Source organism: Streptosporangium brasiliense (genome assembly GCF_030811595.1).
GTDB classification, from domain to species: Bacteria; Actinomycetota; Actinomycetes; order Streptosporangiales; family Streptosporangiaceae; genus Streptosporangium; species Streptosporangium brasiliense.
On the sequence record NZ_JAUSRB010000002.1, the window covers coordinates 1,076,204 to 1,095,926 of the forward strand.

23 protein-coding genes are annotated in these 19,723 nt (G+C 68.9%); 7 read left to right on the forward strand and 16 right to left on the reverse strand.

Translation table 11 applies throughout. The features are described from left to right. Positions 1-26: 26 nt before the first annotated feature. From J2S55_RS13405 to J2S55_RS13415, 3 genes are all read left to right on the forward strand, one after another. A complete protein-coding gene (locus J2S55_RS13405) occupies positions 27-596 on the forward strand; it encodes a dihydrofolate reductase family protein (RefSeq protein WP_306860333.1) in 570 nt (189 codons plus the stop codon). A 246-nt stretch (positions 597-842) separates the two neighbouring features. Further along, on the forward strand, positions 843-1,982 hold the full coding sequence (locus J2S55_RS13410) for a sensor histidine kinase (protein WP_306860335.1): 1,140 nt from the start codon (positions 843-845) through the stop codon (positions 1,980-1,982). Beyond that, the gene (locus J2S55_RS13415) at positions 1,979-2,629 is read left to right on the forward strand and encodes a response regulator (RefSeq protein WP_306860337.1); all 651 of its coding nucleotides are present in this window, start codon (positions 1,979-1,981) and stop codon (positions 2,627-2,629) included. The genes J2S55_RS13410 and J2S55_RS13415 overlap by 4 nt, the downstream gene beginning before the upstream one ends. Here J2S55_RS13415 and J2S55_RS13420 read toward each other — a convergent pair. Further along, positions 2,626-3,375, reverse strand: a complete 750-nt coding sequence (locus J2S55_RS13420; protein WP_306860339.1) for a DUF2306 domain-containing protein — start codon at positions 3,373-3,375, stop codon at positions 2,626-2,628. The two genes, J2S55_RS13415 and J2S55_RS13420, sit on opposite strands and share 4 nt — an antisense overlap. Positions 3,376-3,656: 281 nt before the next feature. On the opposite strand from J2S55_RS13420, the gene J2S55_RS13425 reads away from it, so the two are divergent. After that, positions 3,657-4,643, forward strand: coding sequence for an NAD(P)-dependent alcohol dehydrogenase (locus tag J2S55_RS13425; protein ID WP_306860342.1), 987 nt, complete (start codon positions 3,657-3,659; stop codon positions 4,641-4,643). Positions 4,644-4,758: 115 nt separating this feature from the next. On the opposite strand, the gene J2S55_RS13430 is transcribed toward J2S55_RS13425, so the two are convergent. Then, positions 4,759-5,430, reverse strand: a complete 672-nt coding sequence (locus J2S55_RS13430) for an acetoacetate decarboxylase family protein (RefSeq protein WP_306860344.1) — start codon at positions 5,428-5,430, stop codon at positions 4,759-4,761. Positions 5,431-5,704: 274 nt separating this feature from the next. Beyond that, entirely contained in the window at positions 5,705-6,238 is a 534-nt protein-coding gene (locus J2S55_RS13435) for a CGNR zinc finger domain-containing protein (protein ID WP_306860348.1), read from the reverse strand. Between the two features lie 102 nt (positions 6,239-6,340). Between J2S55_RS13435 and J2S55_RS13440 the strand changes: the two genes are divergently transcribed. After that, positions 6,341-7,102 (forward strand): class I SAM-dependent methyltransferase, encoded by a 762-nt coding sequence (locus tag J2S55_RS13440; protein ID WP_306860350.1) that lies wholly within the window; start codon positions 6,341-6,343, stop codon positions 7,100-7,102. A gap of 149 nt (positions 7,103-7,251) precedes the next feature. Here J2S55_RS13440 and J2S55_RS13445 read toward each other — a convergent pair whose 3' ends face one another. The 6 genes from J2S55_RS13445 to J2S55_RS13470 form a co-directional block, all read right to left on the reverse strand. Next, positions 7,252-9,405: a peptidase domain-containing ABC transporter gene (locus J2S55_RS13445; protein WP_306860351.1), complete on the reverse strand. Its 2,154-nt coding sequence runs from the start codon at positions 9,403-9,405 to the stop codon at positions 7,252-7,254. Beyond that, positions 9,402-10,514, reverse strand: coding sequence for a TIGR04500 family putative peptide maturation system protein (locus J2S55_RS13450; RefSeq protein ID WP_306860354.1), 1,113 nt, complete (start codon positions 10,512-10,514; stop codon positions 9,402-9,404). Before J2S55_RS13450 ends, J2S55_RS13445 begins: the two co-directional genes overlap by 4 nt. Next, the gene (locus tag J2S55_RS13455; protein WP_306860356.1) at positions 10,504-11,505 is read right to left on the reverse strand and encodes an MvdC/MvdD family ATP grasp protein; all 1,002 of its coding nucleotides are present in this window, start codon (positions 11,503-11,505) and stop codon (positions 10,504-10,506) included. Before J2S55_RS13455 ends, J2S55_RS13450 begins: the two co-directional genes overlap by 11 nt. 167 nt (positions 11,506-11,672) lie before the next feature. Continuing rightward, positions 11,673-11,858, reverse strand: coding sequence for a hypothetical protein (locus J2S55_RS13460; RefSeq protein WP_306860357.1), 186 nt, complete (start codon positions 11,856-11,858; stop codon positions 11,673-11,675). Positions 11,859-12,198: 340 nt separating this feature from the next. Next, positions 12,199-12,717: a type II toxin-antitoxin system RelE family toxin gene (locus J2S55_RS13465; RefSeq protein WP_306860359.1), complete on the reverse strand. Its 519-nt coding sequence runs from the start codon at positions 12,715-12,717 to the stop codon at positions 12,199-12,201. A 2-nt stretch (positions 12,718-12,719) separates the two neighbouring features. Next, entirely contained in the window at positions 12,720-13,031 is a 312-nt protein-coding gene (locus J2S55_RS13470; RefSeq protein ID WP_306860361.1) for a type II toxin-antitoxin system prevent-host-death family antitoxin, read from the reverse strand. Positions 13,032-13,434: 403 nt separating this feature from the next. Here J2S55_RS13470 and J2S55_RS13475 point away from each other — a divergent pair, with 403 nt between their 5' ends. Continuing rightward, positions 13,435-14,415, forward strand: coding sequence for a hypothetical protein (locus J2S55_RS13475; RefSeq protein ID WP_306860363.1), 981 nt, complete (start codon positions 13,435-13,437; stop codon positions 14,413-14,415). 245 nt (positions 14,416-14,660) lie between these two features. Here J2S55_RS13475 and J2S55_RS13480 read toward each other — a convergent pair whose 3' ends face one another. The 7 genes from J2S55_RS13480 to J2S55_RS13510 form a co-directional block, all read right to left on the reverse strand. Next, positions 14,661-15,215: a PIN domain-containing protein gene (locus tag J2S55_RS13480; RefSeq protein ID WP_306860365.1), complete on the reverse strand. Its 555-nt coding sequence runs from the start codon at positions 15,213-15,215 to the stop codon at positions 14,661-14,663. Between the two features lie 2 nt (positions 15,216-15,217). Next, positions 15,218-15,673 carry a helix-turn-helix domain-containing protein gene (locus tag J2S55_RS13485; RefSeq protein WP_306860367.1) on the reverse strand — a complete coding sequence of 152 codons (456 nt, stop codon included), beginning with the start codon at positions 15,671-15,673 and terminating at the stop codon, positions 15,218-15,220. 286 nt (positions 15,674-15,959) lie between these two features. Further along, positions 15,960-16,094 (reverse strand): hypothetical protein, encoded by a 135-nt coding sequence (locus J2S55_RS13490; RefSeq protein WP_306860369.1) that lies wholly within the window; start codon positions 16,092-16,094, stop codon positions 15,960-15,962. 24 nt (positions 16,095-16,118) lie between these two features. Beyond that, a complete protein-coding gene (locus tag J2S55_RS13495; protein WP_306860370.1) occupies positions 16,119-16,475 on the reverse strand; it encodes a hypothetical protein in 357 nt (118 codons plus the stop codon). Next, on the reverse strand, positions 16,472-16,942 hold the full coding sequence (locus tag J2S55_RS13500; RefSeq protein ID WP_306860372.1) for a hypothetical protein: 471 nt from the start codon (positions 16,940-16,942) through the stop codon (positions 16,472-16,474). Before J2S55_RS13500 ends, J2S55_RS13495 begins: the two co-directional genes overlap by 4 nt. 411 nt (positions 16,943-17,353) lie before the next feature. Next, on the reverse strand, positions 17,354-17,578 hold the full coding sequence (locus J2S55_RS13505) for a helix-turn-helix domain-containing protein (RefSeq protein WP_306860375.1): 225 nt from the start codon (positions 17,576-17,578) through the stop codon (positions 17,354-17,356). 216 nt (positions 17,579-17,794) lie between these two features. Beyond that, positions 17,795-18,001: a type II toxin-antitoxin system RelE/ParE family toxin gene (locus tag J2S55_RS13510; protein ID WP_306860377.1), complete on the reverse strand. Its 207-nt coding sequence runs from the start codon at positions 17,999-18,001 to the stop codon at positions 17,795-17,797. 308 nt (positions 18,002-18,309) lie between these two features. Here J2S55_RS13510 and J2S55_RS13515 point away from each other — a divergent pair, with 308 nt between their 5' ends. Continuing rightward, complete coding sequence (locus tag J2S55_RS13515) at positions 18,310-19,395, forward strand: IS630 family transposase (RefSeq protein WP_306860379.1); 1,086 nt, start codon at positions 18,310-18,312, stop codon at positions 19,393-19,395. The last annotated feature ends 328 nt before the right edge of the window (positions 19,396-19,723 follow it).

Sequence of the window (19,723 nt, forward strand, 5' to 3'; positions counted from 1 at the left end):
CGAAGTACTACAAGCGGAGTGATCGTATGCGGAAGCTGGTCTACTACGTCGCCCTCTCCATCGACGGCCGCATCGCCGGCCCCGGCGGCGAGTTCGACTTCTACCCGCTGGCGGACGACATGGCGGCGTGGATGAACACCGACTACCCCGAGACCGTCCCCGGCCACGTGCGCGCCCAGATCGGCCTCGACGCGCCGAACCGGCGTTTCGACACGCTGGTGATGGGCCGCGGCACCTACCAACCGGCGCTCGACGCCGATATCACCAGCCCCTACCCGCACCTGAAGCAGTACGTCGTCTCGACCACGATCCCCGAGATCGCCGATCCCGCGGTGGAGTTGGTCCCCGGCGACCCCGTCGGGCTGGTGCGCCGGCTGAAGCGGGAGGAGGGCCTGGACATCTGGCTGTGCGGGGGCGGGAAGCTGGCCGGGGCCCTGTTCCCGGAGATCGACGAGCTGATCGTCAAGAACTACCCCGTGGTCGCGGGCGCCGGCCTGCCCGCCTTCGCGGGAGAGTTCCGCCCCACACTCTTCACCCCGACCCAGAGCCGGTCCTTCAGCAACGGCGCCACCGTCACGTGGTACGGCAGGGCGTGAAACCCGGACGGCCCTCCCGCCGGGAAGCGACGGCCCGGCCCTCCCGCCAGGAGGCGACGGCCCGGCGCTCGCCATGACGCCGGGCCCGCGGCCCGCGCCTCCGCCCGGCGACGACGGAACCGCACGGACCTCCGTCCGGCGACGACGGAGCCGCACGGACCTCCGCCCCGGGGCCGCACGACGATGGAATACACCTCTCACGCTCTGGGCCGTCCCGAGCGGCATGGGCTCTCGTACCATGTCTACGTGCTCGCCCTTTTCCGCTCCGTGTGGGACGAGCCCCGTCCCGCCGACCCGCCGTCACGGGTGTGGCGGGACTGGGCACTCGTGGGAGTGCTCGTGCCGGTCGCGATCCTCGAAGGAGTCCTGCGGCCGGATCTTCCCTGGCGGGCCGTCTCGCTGATCGTCACTGTCGGGCTGGTGCCCACCTTGCTGTGGCGCCGGACCAGACCGCTGCTGATGGTCGCGATCGTCTTCACCACCACGAGCCTGGCCCCGCTGCTGACGGCCGGCGACGCCCCGGAGACATACACGCTGACGTACGTGCTGATCGTGCTGTACTCGCTGTTCCGGTGGGGGTCCGGACGCGAGGTCACGGCCGGACTGACGATCATGATCGCCGCGGTCTCCCTCTCGCTGCTCCTCGGCCGCCTCACCCCCGGTGACACGGTCGGCGCGTTCGCCGTCACGTTCTCGGCCGTCGCCCTGGGCGGGGCGCTCCGCTACCGGGCCGGGGCGAGAACACGCGAGCTCGACCAGATCAAGCTGCTCGAACGCGAACAGCTCGCCCGCGACCTGCACGACACCGTCGCCCATCACATCTCGGCGATGGCGATCCGGGCACAGGCGGGCCTCGCCACGTCGGCGTCACGGCCGGACACCGCGACCGAGGCACTCCACGTGATCGAGGCCGAGGCGGCACGCGCCCTCGACGAGATGCGCGCCATGGTCCGTCTCCTGCGCCGGGACGGACGCGCGGACCTGACGCCCGGCCGCCACATCACCGACCTCGAACAGCTCGCGAGCCGAGGCGGCTCCGGCCCGTCCGTCGACGTGGAGATCTCGGGTGACCTCGACGGCCTCCCCCCGTCGGTCGAGGCCGCCGTCTACCGCATCGCCCAGGAGTCGGTCACCAACGCCCGGCGGCACGCCCGGCACGCCACCCGTGTCGAGGTCCGCGTCGTCGCCGACGACACATCCGTGCGCCTGCGGGTGAGCGACGACGGCGACAGCGGCCTCATGCGCCCGGCCGCGCCGCCGGGATACGGGCTCATCGGCATGATCGAACGCGCTGACCTGCTCGGCGGCACCTGCGAGGCCGGTCCCGGCCCCGACCGGGGCTGGACCGTGACCGCCGTCCTGCCCCGGGCCGGAGCGGTGAGGTGAGCATCCGGGTGGTCGTCGCCGACGACCAGGAGATCGTCCGCACCGGGCTCACGATGATCCTCAACGCCCAGCCCGGCATCGAGGTCGTCGGCGAGGCCGCCGACGGGCGCCGCGCCGTCGAGCTCGCCCGTCGCCTCCGCCCCGACGTGTGCCTGTTCGACATCCGCATGCCGGGCCTCGACGGCATCGAGGCCACGCGCTCCCTCGCCGGACCGGACGTCGACTCCCCCCTCGCCGTCGTCGTCATCACCACTTTCGACCTCGACGAATACGTCTACGCCGCCCTGCGAGCCGGTGCCCGGGGTTTCCTGCTCAAGAACGCCGGGGCCGACATGCTCTCCCAGGCCGTCCACGCCGCCGCCGACGGCGACGCGCTCATCGCCCCGAGCGTCACCGCGCGACTGCTCGGGACCTTCGCCCGCACCGGGCCCGCCACACCGCCGGTGCGCCCCATCGAGGTGCTCACGGACCGGGAGGAACAGGTCCTGGCCACCGTGGCACGCGGACGGACCAACAACGAGATCGCCGATGAGCTCCACATCTCTCTCAGCACCGTCAAGTCCCACATCGCCAGCCTGATGGCCAAGCTCGGCGCCCGTAACCGCGTCGAGATCGCCATGTGGGCCTATGCGACCAGGCGTGTCTAGGACCGGGCCGGGCGCGGGATCCGGCCGGCCGGCCGCCTACGGATGATCCATTCGGCCACGGCGAGGTTTATCACCCAGCCGGCGCCCACGAGCAGCGCTCTGGGGAGCTCGCCCGGTGTGCCGACGATCAGGACCCAGAACAGGTGGGTCAGCACCTGCGTGCCCGCGCCCAGGCCGATCGCGTAACCGCGGATCATCCAGGCGCGGTGCCGTCCGACGTCCCGCCGCCGGATCGCGGCGGCGCCGAGAAGGATGGCCAGGGCCATGGCCGAGCCGAACACGAGCCGGAGGCCGGAAAGGAGATCACCGTCACCGTCGGGGCGGGGGTAGAACAGGGTCATCCACAGCCCCGAGAACGCCGCGACGAGTCCACACGGGATCAGGATCCGCCCGGCGACGCGGTGCCAGGCGGACCTCCGCCGGCGGAGACGGGGAACGGTCTGGAAGGCCCCCATCACGCTGTACAGGCTGACGCTGAGGATGTGCAGCACCACGGGCAGGGGCGCCGCGAAGAACCGTGCGTTCTCCGGGGTGATCTCCGCTCCGCCCGTCAGCTCGGCCAGGCGGACGGCTCCGGCGGCCACCGGAACAGCGCTGAGCACGATCAACGCGGCGGGTACGAGCCAATCCGCCTTGGCGGAGGAGGCCGCGGCGGAAGTCCCCGTCGTGTCCCGGTCATCCACCGGCAGGCCGCTCCGCGGCGGCTGCGGTGACAGAAGGCGTCCTGTCGGACTCTCGTCGGTCATGACCCGATCGTGACGGCTGGGACGGTGACGGCTCATCGGCAGAACGGCCCGGTCCGAGTCGGCCGATCATCCGCCAATCAGGCGTACTTTCAGCCGATGAGCCCGCTGGGCCGGCCTTCTACGCTGATTTTCAGGGCGCGGGGCACACTTGCCGCCGTCCGGCCGGTGATGTCCGCGCCCTGTCGATGCGGGCCACGGTGTCGATCCGTGAGTGCGGCGGCCCCGATGGACCCGCGGCATGACCGACACCCGCACCCGCGGTGGACGAGGAGGAGAGTGCGATGAAGGCGTTCGTTCTGCGTTCGTATGGCTCACCCGACGTGTTGGAGCTCACCGACGTCGACATTCCCGTGCCTGGCGACGACGAGGTGCTGGTCCGGGTACGCGCCACCTCCGTCCAGCCTTACGACTGGCACCTGATGAGGGGCGAGCCGTACGTCGCGCGTCTGATGCCCGGGGGCCCCGGACTGCGCAGGCCGAAGATCAACATCTTGGGCGCCGACATCGCGGGGCAGGTCGAGGCGGTCGGCAAGGACGTGACGGAGTTCCGCCCCGGCGACGAGGTGTTCGCGATGCCCAAGCAGGGCGGCTTCGCCGAGTACGCCTGCGTCCGGGAGAGCGAACTGGCGCCGAAACCGAAGAGCCTGTCGTTCGAGCAGGCGGCGTCGGTGCCTCTGGCGGCCGGCACCGCCCTGCTGGGCCTGCGCGACGAGGGACGGATCCAGCCGGGACAGAGCGTTCTCGTCAACGGGGCCTCGGGAGGCGTGGGCACCTTCGCCGTGCAGATCGCCAAGGCGTTCGGCGCGCGGGTCACCGGCGTCTGCAGCACCCGGAACGTGGACCTGGTCCGATCGATCGGCGCGGACGAGGTCATCGACTACACCAGGGAGGATTTCCTGCGGAACGGACAGCGCTACGACCTCCTGCTGGACATCGCGGGGAGCCGTCCGGGATCGGCATGCCGGCGGGTGCTGACCCGCCGGGGGACCTACGTCGTCGTCGGCGGACCGGGCGGCCGATGGCTGCAACCGGTCGGTCACGTGTTCTCGGCGCTCGCGATGTCGCCGTTCGTGTCCCAGCGAACGGCCGTGGCGGACGTGGTCCGATGCACGGAGAACAGGCAGAACCTGGTGACGCTGACCGGACTCGTCGAAGACGCCAGGGTCACTCCGGTCATCGACCGCTGCTACCCGTTCGCGGAGATCCCGACCGCCGTCGGATACCTGGAGACGGGACGTGCTCGGGGGAAGGTCGTCATCGAGGTCTGAGCAGCCGGACCCGAGCCTCTGGCCCCCTCGTGAGGCGGAGGCATCCCCGGGCCGCACGCGGCGGCGCCGACGGCTCCGCCATGACCTGGCTCCGCCTTCCATCCGGCGCCGGGCGTCAGGTCATCACCGACTCGCCACCGGGATAGGTGAAGGACGAGCGGGGCGAGTAGAAGCCCCACACGATCTGCAGCGGATCGGCGGGGCGGAGGGCGTAGACGGAGTGGTCCGGCTCCAGGAACTCCAGCGACACGACCTCGAACGGGTCCACCGGTTCCGCCACGAAGGGGTAGATCCCGCTGAGCTTCTGCCCGCCGACCTCCGTGATGTAGCGCAGCTGGCCACGGTTGACCGCCGTACCGGTGTCACCGACCCGCGCGGTCGTGCGGATCACCGGCACACCGTCCGACTCGGTCGTCGCGACCAGCTCCCTGCCCCTGACCTCGATCGTGGTACGGCCCGCGGTGGCGGGCACCCCTCGGGCGGCCACGTACTCGCGCACCGCCGCGCTGGAGTTGAAGTAGTGCGTCCACCAGCGGCCGGGGGTCACGCCGTCAGGGGCGTAGGCGTGTTCCAGGTCCGCCCCGATGTAGGTGAGCGAATACGCGCCGAAGCCCGAGGTCTGCTCGGGCTGGTCGACGACGTACTGATTCATGAAGACCTGCCGGTTGGGCATGGGCTTCAGACCGCCGGGGACCAGGGCCGCGACGGCTCCGGGATCGGCCGGCACCCAGCCGAAGTAGATCATCCGGCTGTTGACGACGAGCTGGGGAGCCACGAGTTCGGGCACGACTTCTCCCTGGCTATCGGCGGTGTTATAGCCGGAACATACGTCACGTCCCCACGGAGAACAATGGTGGACATGCGGCACCCGCCGACTCCCGGGGACCGCGGGCCGCGGGGCGGCCGCACCGCCTGAACCGGGCCGCCCACCCGCCCGCGCCGACCGCCGCACTCACCCGCACGCTCAGCCGACCGCACGCACCCGCACGCCCCCGTACGCTCAGACAAGCGCACGCATGCACGCACCCGCCCGGCGGTCGGCAGCCGTCGGGAGCGCGCCGTCACGGGACCCTGCCCCTGGCGCGGAAGGCCGCGGTCTTGACCCGGTTCTGGCATGCGGTGCCGCAGAACCGGCGGGTGCCGTTGCGGGACACGTCCACATACACCCGGTCACAGTGCGGCGCCGTACACACTCCGAGACGGTCGTGGAACTCGCTCCCCAGCACGATCGCGAGCCCGGTGGCGCAGCTCGCCGCCCACTCGCCGGCCATGGTGCCGCCGGGGCCGTGGAAGTGCAGGTGCCACGGCTCCCCGTCGTGCCGTTCGAGCAGCGGCCGGGCGCGGGTCGCCTCAAGGAGGCCGTTGACCTGCAGGGCCGCCGCGTCGATGTCTCCCGTCGCGACGGCGTCGAAGACCACGCGCAGCTGCGTCGCGATCTCGACGAGCTCACCGGCCTCCTCATCAGTGACCTCGCGGTAACTCGGGTAGCCGGTCCGCAGGGCCTCGGTGGCGGCGGCGGCGAGATCGCGCGGCGGCGGGAAGGCGCGGCCCCGCCTCTCCCCGGGGGTCAGCTCGTTGACCAGACTCACCGCCATCCGGACGATCATATCAGCGTGACTGTTGAAATCCACTTGACCAGTTACATCCTCGTACTTTAGCTTGTGACTGCCATAAGCTTAAACGACAGTCACAAGGGGATGATTGTGCTCACCCACGATGCCGCACTCGACTGGATCGCACGCTGGGACCGCCAGCAGGAGGGCTACCTGCCCGACCGCGAGGAGCGCTTCACCGTGCTGATCGACGCTGTCGAAGCGACGGGCCGCCCCGATCCGCTGGTCATCGACCTCGGCTGCGGACCGGGCTCACTGTCCGCCCGCCTTCTGGAGCGGCTGCCCGGGGCGACGGTGATCTCGGTCGACGCGGACCCGCTGCTGCTCGGCCTCGGCCGGGCCGCCTACCCTCATCTGAGGTTCGTCTCCCTTGACCTGCGCACTCCCGGATGGACCGACTCCCTGGGCCTGGACAGGCCGGCCGATGTCGCGGTGAGCACCACCGCGTTGCACTGGATCTCCGGATCGGACCTCCCGAAGATGTACGCCGAGCTGGCCACCGTGTTGCGTCCGGGCGGGCTCCTGCTCAACGGCGACCACATGGAGACCGACGACACCGCCCCGGCCGTCGCCCGCCTCGAACGCGCCGTGCACGACCGGGCGACCGAGCGCGTGTTCGCCGGCCGACGCCCCGAGGAATGGCGCCAGTGGTGGGACGCGGTCGCCGCCGACCCCGCCTTCGCCGAGCTCAGCTCCGCACGCGCCACCGCGGGCGCCGACCACTCCGGCTCTGAGTCCCCCCTGCTCTCCACCCATGTCAGCGCCCTCCGCGATGCCGGCTTCACCGAGATCGGCTCCCTGTGGCAGCGCGGCAACAACCGGCTCCTCTGCGCCGTCCGCGGCTGATCCGGCCGCCCTCGGCTCCGCCACCGCGGGCCCGGGCCACCGCCGGCCCGGGCTCCGGAGGCGGCCGGGAGCGGCGGTCGGCATCGGGCGGAGGCCACGGCACGGGCGGTGGTTCAGCGGGGGCCGGGAGTCGCGGCAGGAGCGGCGGTTCAGCGGGGGCCGCGGATCGGTGCCACGGCGGGACCGGCCGGCTGGTGCTGGTGGCGGACCAGGTCGGCGTAGTGTCCGCCGTAGGCCGTCAGCTGGTGGTGGGTGCCGGCCTCGACCACCTGGCCGCGGTCGAGCACGACGATCAGGTCGGCGTCCTGGACGGTCGACAGCCGGTGGGCGATGATGATCTGCGTCTGCCCGAGCCTGAGCAGGTTCCGGCGGATGCGCTCTTCGGTGACCGCGTCCAGGCTGGCGGTCGACTCGTCCAGCAGCAGGATCCGGGGCCGCTGGGCGAGCGCGCGGGCCAGGGCGAGACGCTGGCGCTGGCCACCGGACAGGCGCCCGCCGCCCTCGCCGATGTCGGTGTCGTAACCCTGCGGGAGCCGCACGATCTCGTCGTGGATCTCGGCCACGCGGGCGGCGTACTCGACCGCGGGTCTGCTCAACCCGGAGAAGCCGGCGATGTTCGCCATGACGGTTCCGGCGAACAGGTGCGGCTGCTGGGTGACGACCCCCACCTGCCGGCGGAGCCACTGCGGGTCGAGTTCCTCCAGCGGTGTCCCGTCGAAGCAGACCTGCCCGGCGGTCGGCTCCACCAGACCGACCAGCACACGTCCGAGGGTGGTCTTGCCGGATCCGGAGGTGCCGACGATCGCGACCCTGGAGCCGGGCGGGATGCGCAGATGGATGTTCCGCAGCACCGGTGTGCGGGCGTCATAGCCGGCGCTGAGCCCGGTTACGGTGATCCCACCACGCAGCCGGCCGTCCAGCCGGACGCCGCCGGTGCGCTCCGGCGCGGTGCCCATCAGGTCGGCGATCCGCCCGAAGTGCGCGGCGGCGAGCTGGAGCTGGTACGCGATGCCGAGCAGCGACGTGAGCGGCGTGGTCGCCGAGGCGGCGAGGGACACCAGAGCGAGCTGGTCGCCCAATGTCGCACCGTCGCCGGTGGTGGCGAACACCGCGACGAGCAACCCCAGGTCGAGCGCCATCCCCAGAGCGTTGCTCGCCGTCTGCACCCCGGCCACGTGCCGGTTACGGGCCGCCCCGGTCTTCAGTTCCTCGTCGTGATGGGCACGCCAGCGGGCGACGGCGGCGGCTTCGCCACCGGAGGCCTTGATGGCCTCGATGCCGGCGAGGCTGTCGACCAGGGTGGACTGGGTGGTGGCATTGGTGTGCAGCGCGGCGAGGGCCAGGTGCATTCCGCGGCGGGCCGTGGCCAGCACCACGGCGCCTTGGGCGGCGGCCGTCGCGAGGGTCAACAGCGCCAGCCAGGGCGAGGCCACGGACAGCAGGGTCAGGTACGACACCGCGGTGAAGAGGTCGAAGAGGAAGGTCAGCGCCCGTTCGGTGAGCAGGTCGCGCAGCATCGCGACCCCGCTGAGCCTGCTCAGCAGGTCACCCTTGGAACGGCGTTGGAAGAAGCGGTACGGCAGGGCCAGCGTGTGGCCGACGAGCTTGCGCATCACCTCGGCCGCTACCGAGGTCTGCAGTCTGATCAGCGCCCAGGCACGGGCCCACGAGACCAGCGCGTGCACGACGATGACGCAGAGGGCGGCCGCCGCGAGCGTCGTCACGTCCATGGCCGCCGGCCGGTCCACCACGAGTTTGGTGAACAGCGGTACGGCCAGCCCGAGGAGTTGCGTGCCGAGCGAGGCCAGCAGCACGGCGGCGATCAGTCCCCGGTTGACCAGCGCGGGCGCGATCAGCGGGCGGAGCACCCGCCACGGCCGGGACCTGGTGATGGGGGTGAGCCCGGCGGGAGCGTCGGCGAGCAGCACCTTGTCGGAGTACCCGGTCCTGAACTGCCGCCTCGACAGTGACCGCCGTCCTCGCTCCGGGTCGAGGACGGTGATACCGCGGGGGGTGACCCGCTCGACCACGACGAAGTGGTTGTTCTCCCACAGGGCGATGAACGGCGTGGGAAGTCCGGCGATGGTGTCCATCGGGGCGCGGCAGGCACGCAGCCGCAGCCCGAAGCGGGCACCGGCCTGGATCATCTCGCGCATGCTCACGCCGTCGACGCCTTCGGCGAGATGCTCGCGTACCTCCGCGAGGGTGGTGCGGCGTCCCAGGCCGCTGAGCACCATGGCCAGGCAGGCGGCGCCGCACTCACTGCGGGTGAGTTGCATCCGCAGCGGCACTCGCCTTCTCACAGCCAGAACCACCTGATATCCGATGTGCGCCGCCGCTCGTCCAGCCACGCCTGGAACGCCGCGTCACGCGCCGCGTCGAGCACCTCCGCAGCCCCGGGATCCGGAGGGAGGACCTCGTACACGACCCCGGCCAGGTGGCCGCCCTTGTAGGGGACCGGCCCGATCGCCGTTCCCCCGGGTACGGTCCGGAGGGGCTCCGGCAGCCGGGAAGTGAGCATCGCGGCGGCTTGCAGGTGCGTCCCTCGTCCCCCGTCGCGCCGCACGGTCGGGGACCCGGCTCCGGGCGCGGACACCAGCGCCGTCGCGGCCCGGCTCACGAACTCCGTCACCGGGCCGTCGACGAGGGCGCGCAGTTCCTCCGGCCGCGGTCCGGTCACCCACGCGGCGCGCCGCAGGGTGAATTCCTCCGGGTGTTCGGCGAGATGGCGCCGGGCGGGCTCACCGGCGAAGCGCCCCCGGACCCGAGCGGTGCGTGCCTGTGTCTTGACGTGGTTCCAGAACGCCTCCTCGGACATGCCTGTTTCGGCGAGCCAGTCCAGCGTCTGCGCGCGGCTGCTGAGCCCGCGCCGCCGGCGGAACTCGTCGGCGGCCTGCTGCGTCTCGGCGACAGTCAGCGGCTCGGTGTCATCCTCCACTTCGCCGAGGAGGATGCAGCGGTCCACCAGCCGCTCATGCAGTTGCCGGTCGCGGGTGCCGAGGGCGCGGATGGCGGACAGCGCGGCCGGGACCGAAAGCCCGGTCCCGTCGACGCTGAGGACCTGCCCCGCGGCCCAGTGGGTGGAGTGGTCGACGAGCCAGGGAATGCCGTCGGCCGTCTCGGCGGACAGCGCGACAGAGCCGCCCTCGGGATGTTCGAGGAGCAGGTCGTAGCCGACCCGGGTCGTCCCCGGCGGCCCGTCGACCACGAGCTGGGCGCGCAGCCACGGCCGCTGGGCGCCCCAGCCCCGCACGCACCGGTGCGCGTCGTCGACCGTGTCCCGGCTGGTCGGCAACCCGCGCAGCAGCGTGACCGCGTCGGCGAGATCCGTCGCGAAGGCGGCGTGGGCGGGTGCCGCGCCGGCGGGTGCGGGGCCGGTCGGAGAGGGGAAGGCGCTCTGGTCAGTGGACATCGGCGAGATCCTTGGTATGGGGATGGGCGGCGGCCTCGGCCAGCCAGTCGGCGATCGCGTCGCTGATGGGCATGCCGGTCAGCATCTCGACGAAGGCCCACTGCCCGTTGACGTTGAGCTCCAGGAAGACGTACCGGCCGTCCGGGGTCACGATGAAGTCCAGGGCGCCGTAGGCCAGGCCGAGCCCCGCGACCAGGCGGACGCAGCGTTCGGCGATGTCCGGCGGCAGGTCGTAGGCGGAGTAGCCCACCTTGGGATCGTCGTAGTGCCGCCAGTCGACGGAGGTCAGCCGTGACGCCTGGGAGTCGATGCGGGCGGCGAACACCTGCTCGCCGACGACGGTCACCCGCAGCTCGTACGCCTTGGGCACATTGGGCTGAAGCATCGCGGGGGCGTACCGGAGCCGGTGCCGGCCGGACAGCCGCCGCCGGGGCACCACCGCCGTGTAGAGGTGACCGTACTCGCCGTCCAGCGTGAACGACCGGAAGCCGAGCGTCTTGGTGATGAGACGGCCACCGGCCCGGTTCCACGCCGGGACGAGCTCGTCCGGATCGTTCGTCACGACCGTGTCGACAACGGTGAACCCGAGTTCGGTGGCCCGGTACAGGTGCAGCAGCTTGTTGTCGATCGCCCGGGCGTGCTGCGGCAGCGCCGGCATCCACCTCGTCCCCACCATGAGGTCGTACGCACCGGTGAGCGCCACCTTCGCCACATGCTCGGCGAACTCTCGCTGCGACGGATCCCGCACGTCAGGAGAGGACAGCCGGTCGGGTCGGCGGTCCCAGACCGCGGTGATCCTCGACAGGTCGTGCGTCTCGCCCCGGTACGTCAGCGTCTGCCGCCACCGGCCGTCCAGATAGCCGATGGTGAGCGTGGAAGCCCTGGGATAGTCGGCCTCGTCCCACCACAGCAGCGGCACACCGCGCTCCTTCAGCTTCGGCAGCACGGTGTGCACCGAGTCGTCGCGGGAGCTGCTGATGATCAACAACACTGTCGGGGGCTCCTTGCCATCATGCGTCGGGGAGCCGGCGCCCGCGGACGCCGGCTCCCCTTGTGTTTCAGTCCGTGACCGGACTACCGGGCCAGGCCTCGGCCGCACCTGATCGGCCGGTCATCGCCTGCGCCGGACCGCGGTCATCGCGGCCGGGCATCGCACCGTCAGCGGTCGGCGGGGAGGGTGTCCGTGCTCTTCCCGTTGTTGTAGGAGGTGGACACGTAGCCCGTCCCCGGGTTCATGCCCGCCGAGATGCCGTCGTCCAGGACGACGTCGAGCCCCGCGACCGTGTCCAGGTCCGCGCCCGCGAGCTCGGAGACCCCGGCAGGAAGATCATCAATCCGCAGCATGCCACTCATGGCACACACCCCATCTGGTTGCACAGGACCGCGATCTACGGCCCTGTTCAGATGGTGGCCACCACGACTTGCTTTCTCTTGGATCTGGCTGACAAACCGCTGGGTCAGAGTGACGGATGTTCCTGATGAGGCGCACGCCTCGGCCTCCGCGGCACCGAGGCAGAGGTTTCAACACCATCGAACTACTTCTCGGTCACGGCCGGACCTGTCCGGCAGGCGCCCCACTCGGACGGGTCACCCAGCTTGACGCCGGTGACGCCGGTGCCGCAGCGGCCCAGCGTCGAACGGCTCTCGCCGTACGCGGTTCCAGTCCGTGAACGGCGACCACGGGCTAACGCGGCCCCGAGCGGAACTCCGTCCAGAGATCGACGGCTTCCTCCAGGTCGAGTGCCGCCACATCCTCGCGGGCCATGCCAGCTGTGTAGATCAACCGACTGGCGAGCCAGTCGGGAACCGGCTCCCGCGCGGGGACCTCGCCGGTGTGAATGTGATCGGTCAGAGCTCCGAGACGGTCGATGACCTCACCGAGACGGACAACCTCGGGACGCGAGCCGCCGGCCGCCCGGACCCGCGCCTTGGCCTCGGCATAGATCTCCGCGTCGGCCCTCTCCCCGACCGCCCAGACCTCACAGATCTCGACCACCTTGTCGTCGGTGATCCGGTAGACGACCCGCCAGGTGTTCCGGCCGACGACAAGCTTGCGGAATCCGGTCAGTTCCCCACCGAGCGGGTAACCGGCCTCGGCGTTCTCCAGCAGCAGAAGGATCTTTTTCAGGATCTTGGGTACGGCGTCCGGACCGATCCTGCGGAGATCGTCAATGGCCGGGTCGGTGAATACGACGTCGGGCACCGCTACTCGTCGTCATCGGGGAGCGCGGTCAGCGACTCACGGGTATGTCCGAAAGCGGAGAGGACGTCGTCGATCGACGTTCGCCGCCCGCTGTCGGTCGCCGCCCGCACGAGAACCAGCGCCAGGTCGCGCAGATCGGCCGCAGCCTCTTCCAGCTCGTTGAGACGCCGCATGCTCACGACCGCCGCGACAGGCTGGTGCCGACGGGTCACCACCAGATCCGCCCCCTGCTCCGCCTCGGCCACCAGGCGGGCCACCCCGCGCTGCGCGGCCTCGGTGACCGTGAGCGCGGTCGCGTCATGGAGAACAGCCATACAAAAACTATATAGACAACTATACAGAACAGCAATCACCGGACCGCGCCCGGACCGTCGCAGCGAGACGACCTGCGCCTGAGAGATCGGCGGAGCCCAGGCCGCAGTACTGGAACGGGGACCCAGGCGCGGATACCCCTCCGTTCCGTCGCCGGCCCATCCGGTCGAAAGACCGCAGACTCTGACCCAACGAGGGAACGGCCCCGGGAACCGGCTCGCGAGACCAAACGTCTGAGAGCACGTGAGACGTCAGGGGTATTTGGGGTCGCTCGTGGTCGTGCTCGCTGCCGGTGCGGTTGGCTGCACGGTCAACGTCCCGGAGCCGGTGACCCGACCGGCCGTTCTTCCCCGGGCGCCAACGCTACCGGCGGCTGAGAATGTCTGGCCCGAGGCGTTCTTTCCGGTGCCGCGTCGGTTCAGCGACGTCCGTGACGTTCAGCCGCTGGCCATGCTCAGCAAGCATGAGGTGCTGCTGGCCGATCCCGACGAGCGGCGGCCGGTCCTGGTCCGCTACGACCGACGGACCGGCAAGCACAAGATCTTGGCCACCGTCCCCGAGGGCGCGCGCTATCACTGGATCCAGAACGTGACCGTGAGCGACTCGCACATCGTGTGGATCGCCGCAGTCCGCCGTCCGGACCGGACGACCGCCGGGCTGGAACTGTGGACGGTGCCGATCGCGGGAGGCCAGGTCCGGTCCGTGGCCCCGGTGTCGCCCAAACCGGTCGGGATCAGCACCCACAGCGGTCAGGAGTACCGGCTGGAGATCGTGGGCGATCAGATCGTCTGGTGGGACGACAACGGAGGTCCCGTCCATGGCGTCCCCCTCGCGGGCGGGACGCCGACCCTGCTGGGATCCGGCTACATCTCCACCTGGCCCTGGGTCCACGACGGGGAAGAGACCGTCACCAACCTCATCACCAAAGAGAAACGGACCGCAGAAGACGTCGACGGTATCGACCGGCGCTGTGGCCCCGAGTGGTGTGTCAGCGGCGCCGATATCGGCAACTACGAGCTGACACAGGTCATCGTGCAGCGCCGGGACGGCTCAGCGCGCAGGACCGTGCCCGGCCAGTTCCGCAGGGAGCCCCTTCTCCATGAGAGGTTCGGATTCTTCGACCCGCCGCAGGTGTCCGGTGGAGGGCTGATCGGTTTCGCGGGCCGGCATGTCGGATCGCTGGGAGACGCCAGCGTGATCTATGACCGCTGCACCGGAAAAACAGCAGTACTCCGGCCGAAGAGAGACGAGCCGGCCGAGCGTGGGCCGGAGTCCATCCGCGTCGGTGGTTCCACATCCGGCGGACCGCTGCTGTTCTGGAGGAATGACGCCCACAAGCAGTACATGGCCATGGATCTGGCCGCCATCTCCGGTCAAGGATGTTGATCTCAAATGGCGGCCGGCATCCCTGATCTCCTGACGGGTGCGGCGTAGCGCCCGAGCGTGGCCAGATCCTCACTGCCTCCGCAGGTCTACGCCTCACCGGAGGTCAAGCCCACCGGCCAGTCACCTCCGATGCCGCCGATCCCGCAGTAGCCGCTGGGCACCTGAACAAATATTGCTGGTGATAGCGTAACGGTTCGCTTCAGCCAGCAAATCATTCTCACTGTCACCCCAGCCTCGGCGGCCCGCTAACCGGCCCGGAGGGCCGCGACCGACTCGACCAGACCTGCTTTCTCCAAAGCGTCAAGCACATCCTCTACGGCCTCCGGCGGGTTGACCCGCGAGTCCGCAATCTGCTGAACACAGGCCCAGACCACTCGTCCATCGAGATCGATCTGGTCCAGTACGAAGTCATCGGGAGACTTGGCCTCAATCTCCCAGGGCGCCAAGTGTTCTGAAGGAAAGTCCCTGAGATTTGACGTGACGATGACCTGCGCTCCTACTTTGATCGCCGCAGCAAGCACATGCCGGTCATCCGGGTCAGGTAGCTTAAGTCCCTCGATAAGGGGTTCGTACCCCTCGACCAGGCAGTCTCGGACCGCAGAGTTCATGAGCAGGCGAAGCTTGCCCAGTTTCCCCTCCGGAATGTCTGGACGATCAGCGGCAAGGTTGCGCTGCATTTCGTCGAGGATCCTGCTGGTCCACTTGGCCTGAAGCCGTCCCGTCATGGCCAGGCGGATGAGCAGATCGCGAAGTGTGTTGCCATAGAGCACGTTCGCGTCGTAGACCACCACAAAGCTCATGCTCAGATGCCCAGCTCCTGGCCTAGCGCAGCAAGCTGATCGGCAGCCGTACGGCGCTTGGCATCATCGCGACGTTTGTACTCCTGAAGGTCCTCATATGTGACACGCCTGTGCTTGCCGACCAAGCGAAAGGGAATCCCTCCTTCCTCCAGAAGCTTGATCAGGTAGGGGCGCGAAACGTTCAGCATGTCCGCCGCCTGCTGGGTCGTCAGCTCGGCGTGAGAGGGAATGACCGTAACCCCTCGTCCTTCAGCCGCCTGGGCAAGGATGAAGGCCAACAGGCTCACAGCTTCCCGAGGCAAGATCAATGGGTCCTCAGCACCGTGTTCCCCGACAACACGGATGGCCGACTGCTCGTGAGACCGCATGAGGTAATCCTTGATGCGGCGTACAGCACGGCCAGCCATCTCAGCATCGATGCTTCCGGGCTGTACTCGCTTGGCCTGCACATCTGTCATCGCCATACCTCCTTCTCGCAGTATCCGCAACGAACGAAATAAACGCAAGCGATGAGGCTGTCATCTGGATTGCCGACTGATCCGCACCGCACCCGGATCCGGTGCCATGGTCACCGATGAGCGGTACCAGCATGGCCGCGCTGCTGCACGTCCCCACCGAGCTGTAGGCAGCGGCTGAGGTTCGGACAGCCGACACGGCGGACGGTCGCGGATCAAATGTGGCCGGACAGCAGTACGGCTCACGACCCGGAGTTGAGCGCGAGCCGTACGACGGAGTGCTGCGGAGTTACTTCTCGGTCGGAACCATGCCTGTCTGGCAGGCGCCCCACTGGGACGGGTCACCTGGCTTGACGTTGGTGCCGCCGATGCCGCAGTAGCCGCCGGAGTTCGGGAGGCGGCCGTGGCCTGGATGAGAGATCACCTGGTTGGCTCCCCGCCTCCAGGTTCAGCCGTCGGTGTCTTTCGGGTGGCGGGGTGAGGCATAGACGATCCAGACAGTGCGAGTGGCGTCATCAATGGCATAGCGGACACGTCCGCCACTGGTGACCTCGAACTCCCATTGCTCCAGGTCCTGGCCATTATGACGATGAGTCGCGAGGTCACCGCGTAAGCGATGTTGACGCTCACGATCCGCCCGTGAGCGTGGATCGGCGCGCAGTGCCTCGAAACATCGGCGTGTGTTGCCCAGGGCGTGACGGCACAACTCCTCCCATCCCTTGACCGCATCGCCGGTACCGAACCGGATATCCCATTCGTCATCCGGGGGCGGGACCGTGACCCGGTCACCGCGCTTCGGGCTCACGCTGAGACCTCTACCGACCCGAAGTCGCCACTTGTGGCCTTGCGAGCCTGGGCGTAGTCCGCGGGGTCGGCCTTGATCCGAGCGGTCGCCCGCCATCCTGCGATGACTTCCTGTGTGGTGACATCGACATCAAGTTCCGCGGCGTCGGAGAGCGCCTCCACCAGTTCGAGGGTGAAGGCACGCAGTTCGGCGGAGGTGAGGTGGCGAACCCAGGGGAAGACCTCAGGCATGGCGATGACCAGCGCGCGGGCGGTCGGATCATGCTTGATGAGGGCGAGGAACAGACGGGATGCCGTGGCCAGTGTCTGCCCTCGCTGATCCTCACGATCGGCGGCGGTCAGGTAGAAGTCCGGGGCATCGCGGTGGGTGACGCGTACTCGCCCCAGGCGCGCGGCGCGTTCGGCGACGGCGCGGGGGTTTCTCGACAGGTCCGAGAAGGTGACGGCGTCGGCGTTGCTGGTGCTCACCCTGCCATCGTAAGTCAGAACACGTTCTGAAGTTGGTGGACCAGGGAAGGCGCGTCACACGACCGCCCGTCAGTAAGCAGGCCAAATCGAGCGGCCAAATGACTCTCAGCGCAAAAAACGGCCATGAATCGCACAGAAGCCCTTGAAAGGTCGCCCTGAATCAGTTCCCAGCTCGATGAAGGAGCAATGGCGAAGCTACGCGGACGGACACGGCTCACGACCAGGAAGGCAGAGGCGAGCCCCACAAGCGGGTACGGGCTCACCCCGGGAGCCGGGCGCGAGCCGTATCGGTGAAGTCGGCGCTATTCCTCGGACGGGCCACCTACCTTGACGTTGATGCCACCGATCCCACAGTGTCCGTTAGGGCTCTCGACAGCGTAACGGTGGTTTTCGGGCGTATTGGATCTCAGCTCAAGCAGCGGGAGCCCGGGGCGTCAGACGGACCTCGACATCCGCGTCCAGGGCGCGCGCCAGGCGTTCCAGAACCGGCAATGTGGGGATGGTCCCGCCTGCCTCGAAGCGAGCCACCGCGGACTGGGTCATGCCGGCCTCCCGGGCCAGGTCACTCTGGCTCCATCCCCGCCCCTCGCGCACGAACCGTTCTGCCCAGCTCGTAGGCAATACGCGCAGCCTCATACGCCTCGGCTGCACCCGGCTCGGCCATCCGGCGATCCCTGAGCTCCCGCCAGCTTCTCTGTTCGCTCATACCGCCTCTTCTTCCTCGTCAACGGCGTGCGCCAACTCGATGCAGCGACGCATGGCCCGCCGAGCCCGATCGATCTCCCGATCGTCACGTACCCGCGTCTTGTGGAACACGGTCAGGAGCACGATCCGGCGACCGGGCGCGATCCATTACGTGATGCGCATCGCGAGCTCGTCGAGATGGAACCGGAGTTCGCGCAGCTTGCCGTCCAGCTGCTTGGTGTAGGGCTCCCCCAGCAGAGGCCCCTCTGCCGCAAGAAGATCGACATAAAAGGCCACCCTTGCGAACAGCGCCGAAGGCAGGTCTTCAAGCCACTTGCGAACTTCTGGTTCCAGCTCCACGGCACCCCAGCTCATAGTATCGATGCTATGAGCTGGGGTACTGCCACAGCTTACTTTCGCGCAAACACGTTGAGTAATGGGCGCGACCTCCGGCTCCCGCCACAGTGACGCAAGCCGTGCCGGAACAACCTTCAGAGGAGACGCGGCAGGACCCGAATAGGCGCTACTTCTCGGTCGGAACCATACCTGTCTGGCAGGCGTCCCATTGAGGACGGGTCACCTAGTGAGCTGGTTCGGAGTTTCGGCGTCACCACATGAGTCGCGTTTCGTCTCAAATGGGGGGCCGGAGCAGTAGAGCCCTCGCAGTGCGCTGTGCTGGAGAAATGGGAGACAACCGACTGAAGCCGCTGGTGCTGTCGGAGGCCGAGCGGCTGACATTGCAGGGGTGGGCCAGACGCCGTACGACTGCGCAAGGACTGGCTTCACGCGCCCGGATCGTGCTGGCCTGCGCCGAGGGCGGCAGCAACATGGCGGTGGCCGGAGGGCTGCGGATCCATCGCAAGACCGTGGCCCGCCGGCGAAGCCGGTTCCTGGCCGATCGCCTGGACGGCCTGAGCGATGAGCCTCGGCCCGGGGCACCACGGACCATCACCGACGCTCAGGTGGAAGAGGTGGTGGTCCGCCCCCTGGAAGCGGCACCCGAGGGGGCAACGCATTGGTCGAAGCGGGAACTGGCCAGACAGGTGGGGATCTCGCCCGCCGGCGTGCTGCGGATCTGGCGGGCCTTTGGCCTGCAACCCTGGCGGACCCAGGACTTCAAGATCTCCCCGGACCCGCTGCTGATCGACAAGATCCGCGACGTGGTCGGGCTGTATCTGGCCCCGCCGGCAGGCGCAGCGGTGTTCGCCGTGGACGAGAAACCCCAGATCCAAGCGGTGGAACGCAGCACGCCGGTGCTGCCGATGCTGCCGGGGACCCCTGAACGGCGCAGCTTCGACTACATCCGGCACGGCACCGTGGATCTGTTCGCGGCATTGAACACCGCGACCGGCAAGGTGATCGGCCGTCTGTCGGCCCGGCACCGGGCCATCGACTTCCGGAACTTCCTCGATGAGATCGACCGCCAGACCGAGCCCGGCCTGGCGGTACATGTGATCTGCGACAACCTTTCCACGCGCAAGGCTCCGGCGGTGCATCGCTGGCTCTTGGCGCACCCGCGCTTCGTGCTGCACTTCACTCCGACTTACGCGTCATGGATCAATCAGGTCGAGCGCTGGTTCGCCGAGCTGCAGCGGTGTTGTCTCGATCGTGGTGTGTTCTGCTCACTTGATGCGCTTACCGCCGCCCTCGAACGCTGGATCAAGGTCTGGAACGACAACGCCCGTCCCTTCCAGTGGACCAAGAGCGCAGATCAGATCGTCGACCGGATCTGCCGCTACTGCGGCAGGATCTCCAAACCAGCTCGCTAGCAGCACGCTCGCAGCAACGACTAGGGATCTGGCGCCCACCGCATGTACCTCTTGTCCATGTTGATCATCGGCCGGGATCAGACTAGTCACTACGTTCACGCGCCAGGAAGCGATAATTCCCCTCAGGCACATACCGGCGTGAACTGTGTGGGCGAGCGGGGATCGCCGAGCGCCCGCCGGGGCGAGCGCGAGATGCTTTCTTGTGCCGACAACCACGTCGGCACGGATCCTCAGCGACCGCCACTGGTTATCACAGTGGCCCCCTGAGCTTATGGCGCCCAAGCACTATCCGCACCGCCTTCGACTCTCGAAACCGAGGCAGTCAAGC

Coding starts and splice junctions, on each gene's coding strand:
- J2S55_RS13460 (WP_306860357.1), bottom strand. CDS start 11,858: ATGCTGCGGATTGATGATCTTCCTGCCGGGGTCTCCGAGCTCGCGGGC.
- J2S55_RS13450 (WP_306860354.1), bottom strand. CDS start 10,514: ATGTCCACTGACCAGAGCGCCTTCCCCTCTCCGACCGGCCCCGCACCC.
- J2S55_RS13485 (WP_306860367.1), bottom strand. CDS start 15,673: ATGACAGATGTGCAGGCCAAGCGAGTACAGCCCGGAAGCATCGATGCT.
- J2S55_RS13470 (WP_306860361.1), bottom strand. CDS start 13,031: ATGGCTGTTCTCCATGACGCGACCGCGCTCACGGTCACCGAGGCCGCG.
- J2S55_RS13435 (WP_306860348.1), bottom strand. CDS start 6,238: ATGGCGGTGAGTCTGGTCAACGAGCTGACCCCCGGGGAGAGGCGGGGC.
- J2S55_RS13505 (WP_306860375.1), bottom strand. CDS start 17,578: ATGAGGCTGCGCGTATTGCCTACGAGCTGGGCAGAACGGTTCGTGCGC.
- J2S55_RS13515 (WP_306860379.1), top strand. CDS start 18,310: ATGGGAGACAACCGACTGAAGCCGCTGGTGCTGTCGGAGGCCGAGCGG.
- J2S55_RS13480 (WP_306860365.1), bottom strand. CDS start 15,215: ATGAGCTTTGTGGTGGTCTACGACGCGAACGTGCTCTATGGCAACACA.
- J2S55_RS13420 (WP_306860339.1), bottom strand. CDS start 3,375: ATGACCGACGAGAGTCCGACAGGACGCCTTCTGTCACCGCAGCCGCCG.
- J2S55_RS13440 (WP_306860350.1), top strand. CDS start 6,341: ATGATTGTGCTCACCCACGATGCCGCACTCGACTGGATCGCACGCTGG.
- J2S55_RS13510 (WP_306860377.1), bottom strand. CDS start 18,001: ATGAGCTGGGGTGCCGTGGAGCTGGAACCAGAAGTTCGCAAGTGGCTT.
- J2S55_RS13425 (WP_306860342.1), top strand. CDS start 3,657: ATGAAGGCGTTCGTTCTGCGTTCGTATGGCTCACCCGACGTGTTGGAG.
- J2S55_RS13405 (WP_306860333.1), top strand. CDS start 27: ATGCGGAAGCTGGTCTACTACGTCGCCCTCTCCATCGACGGCCGCATC.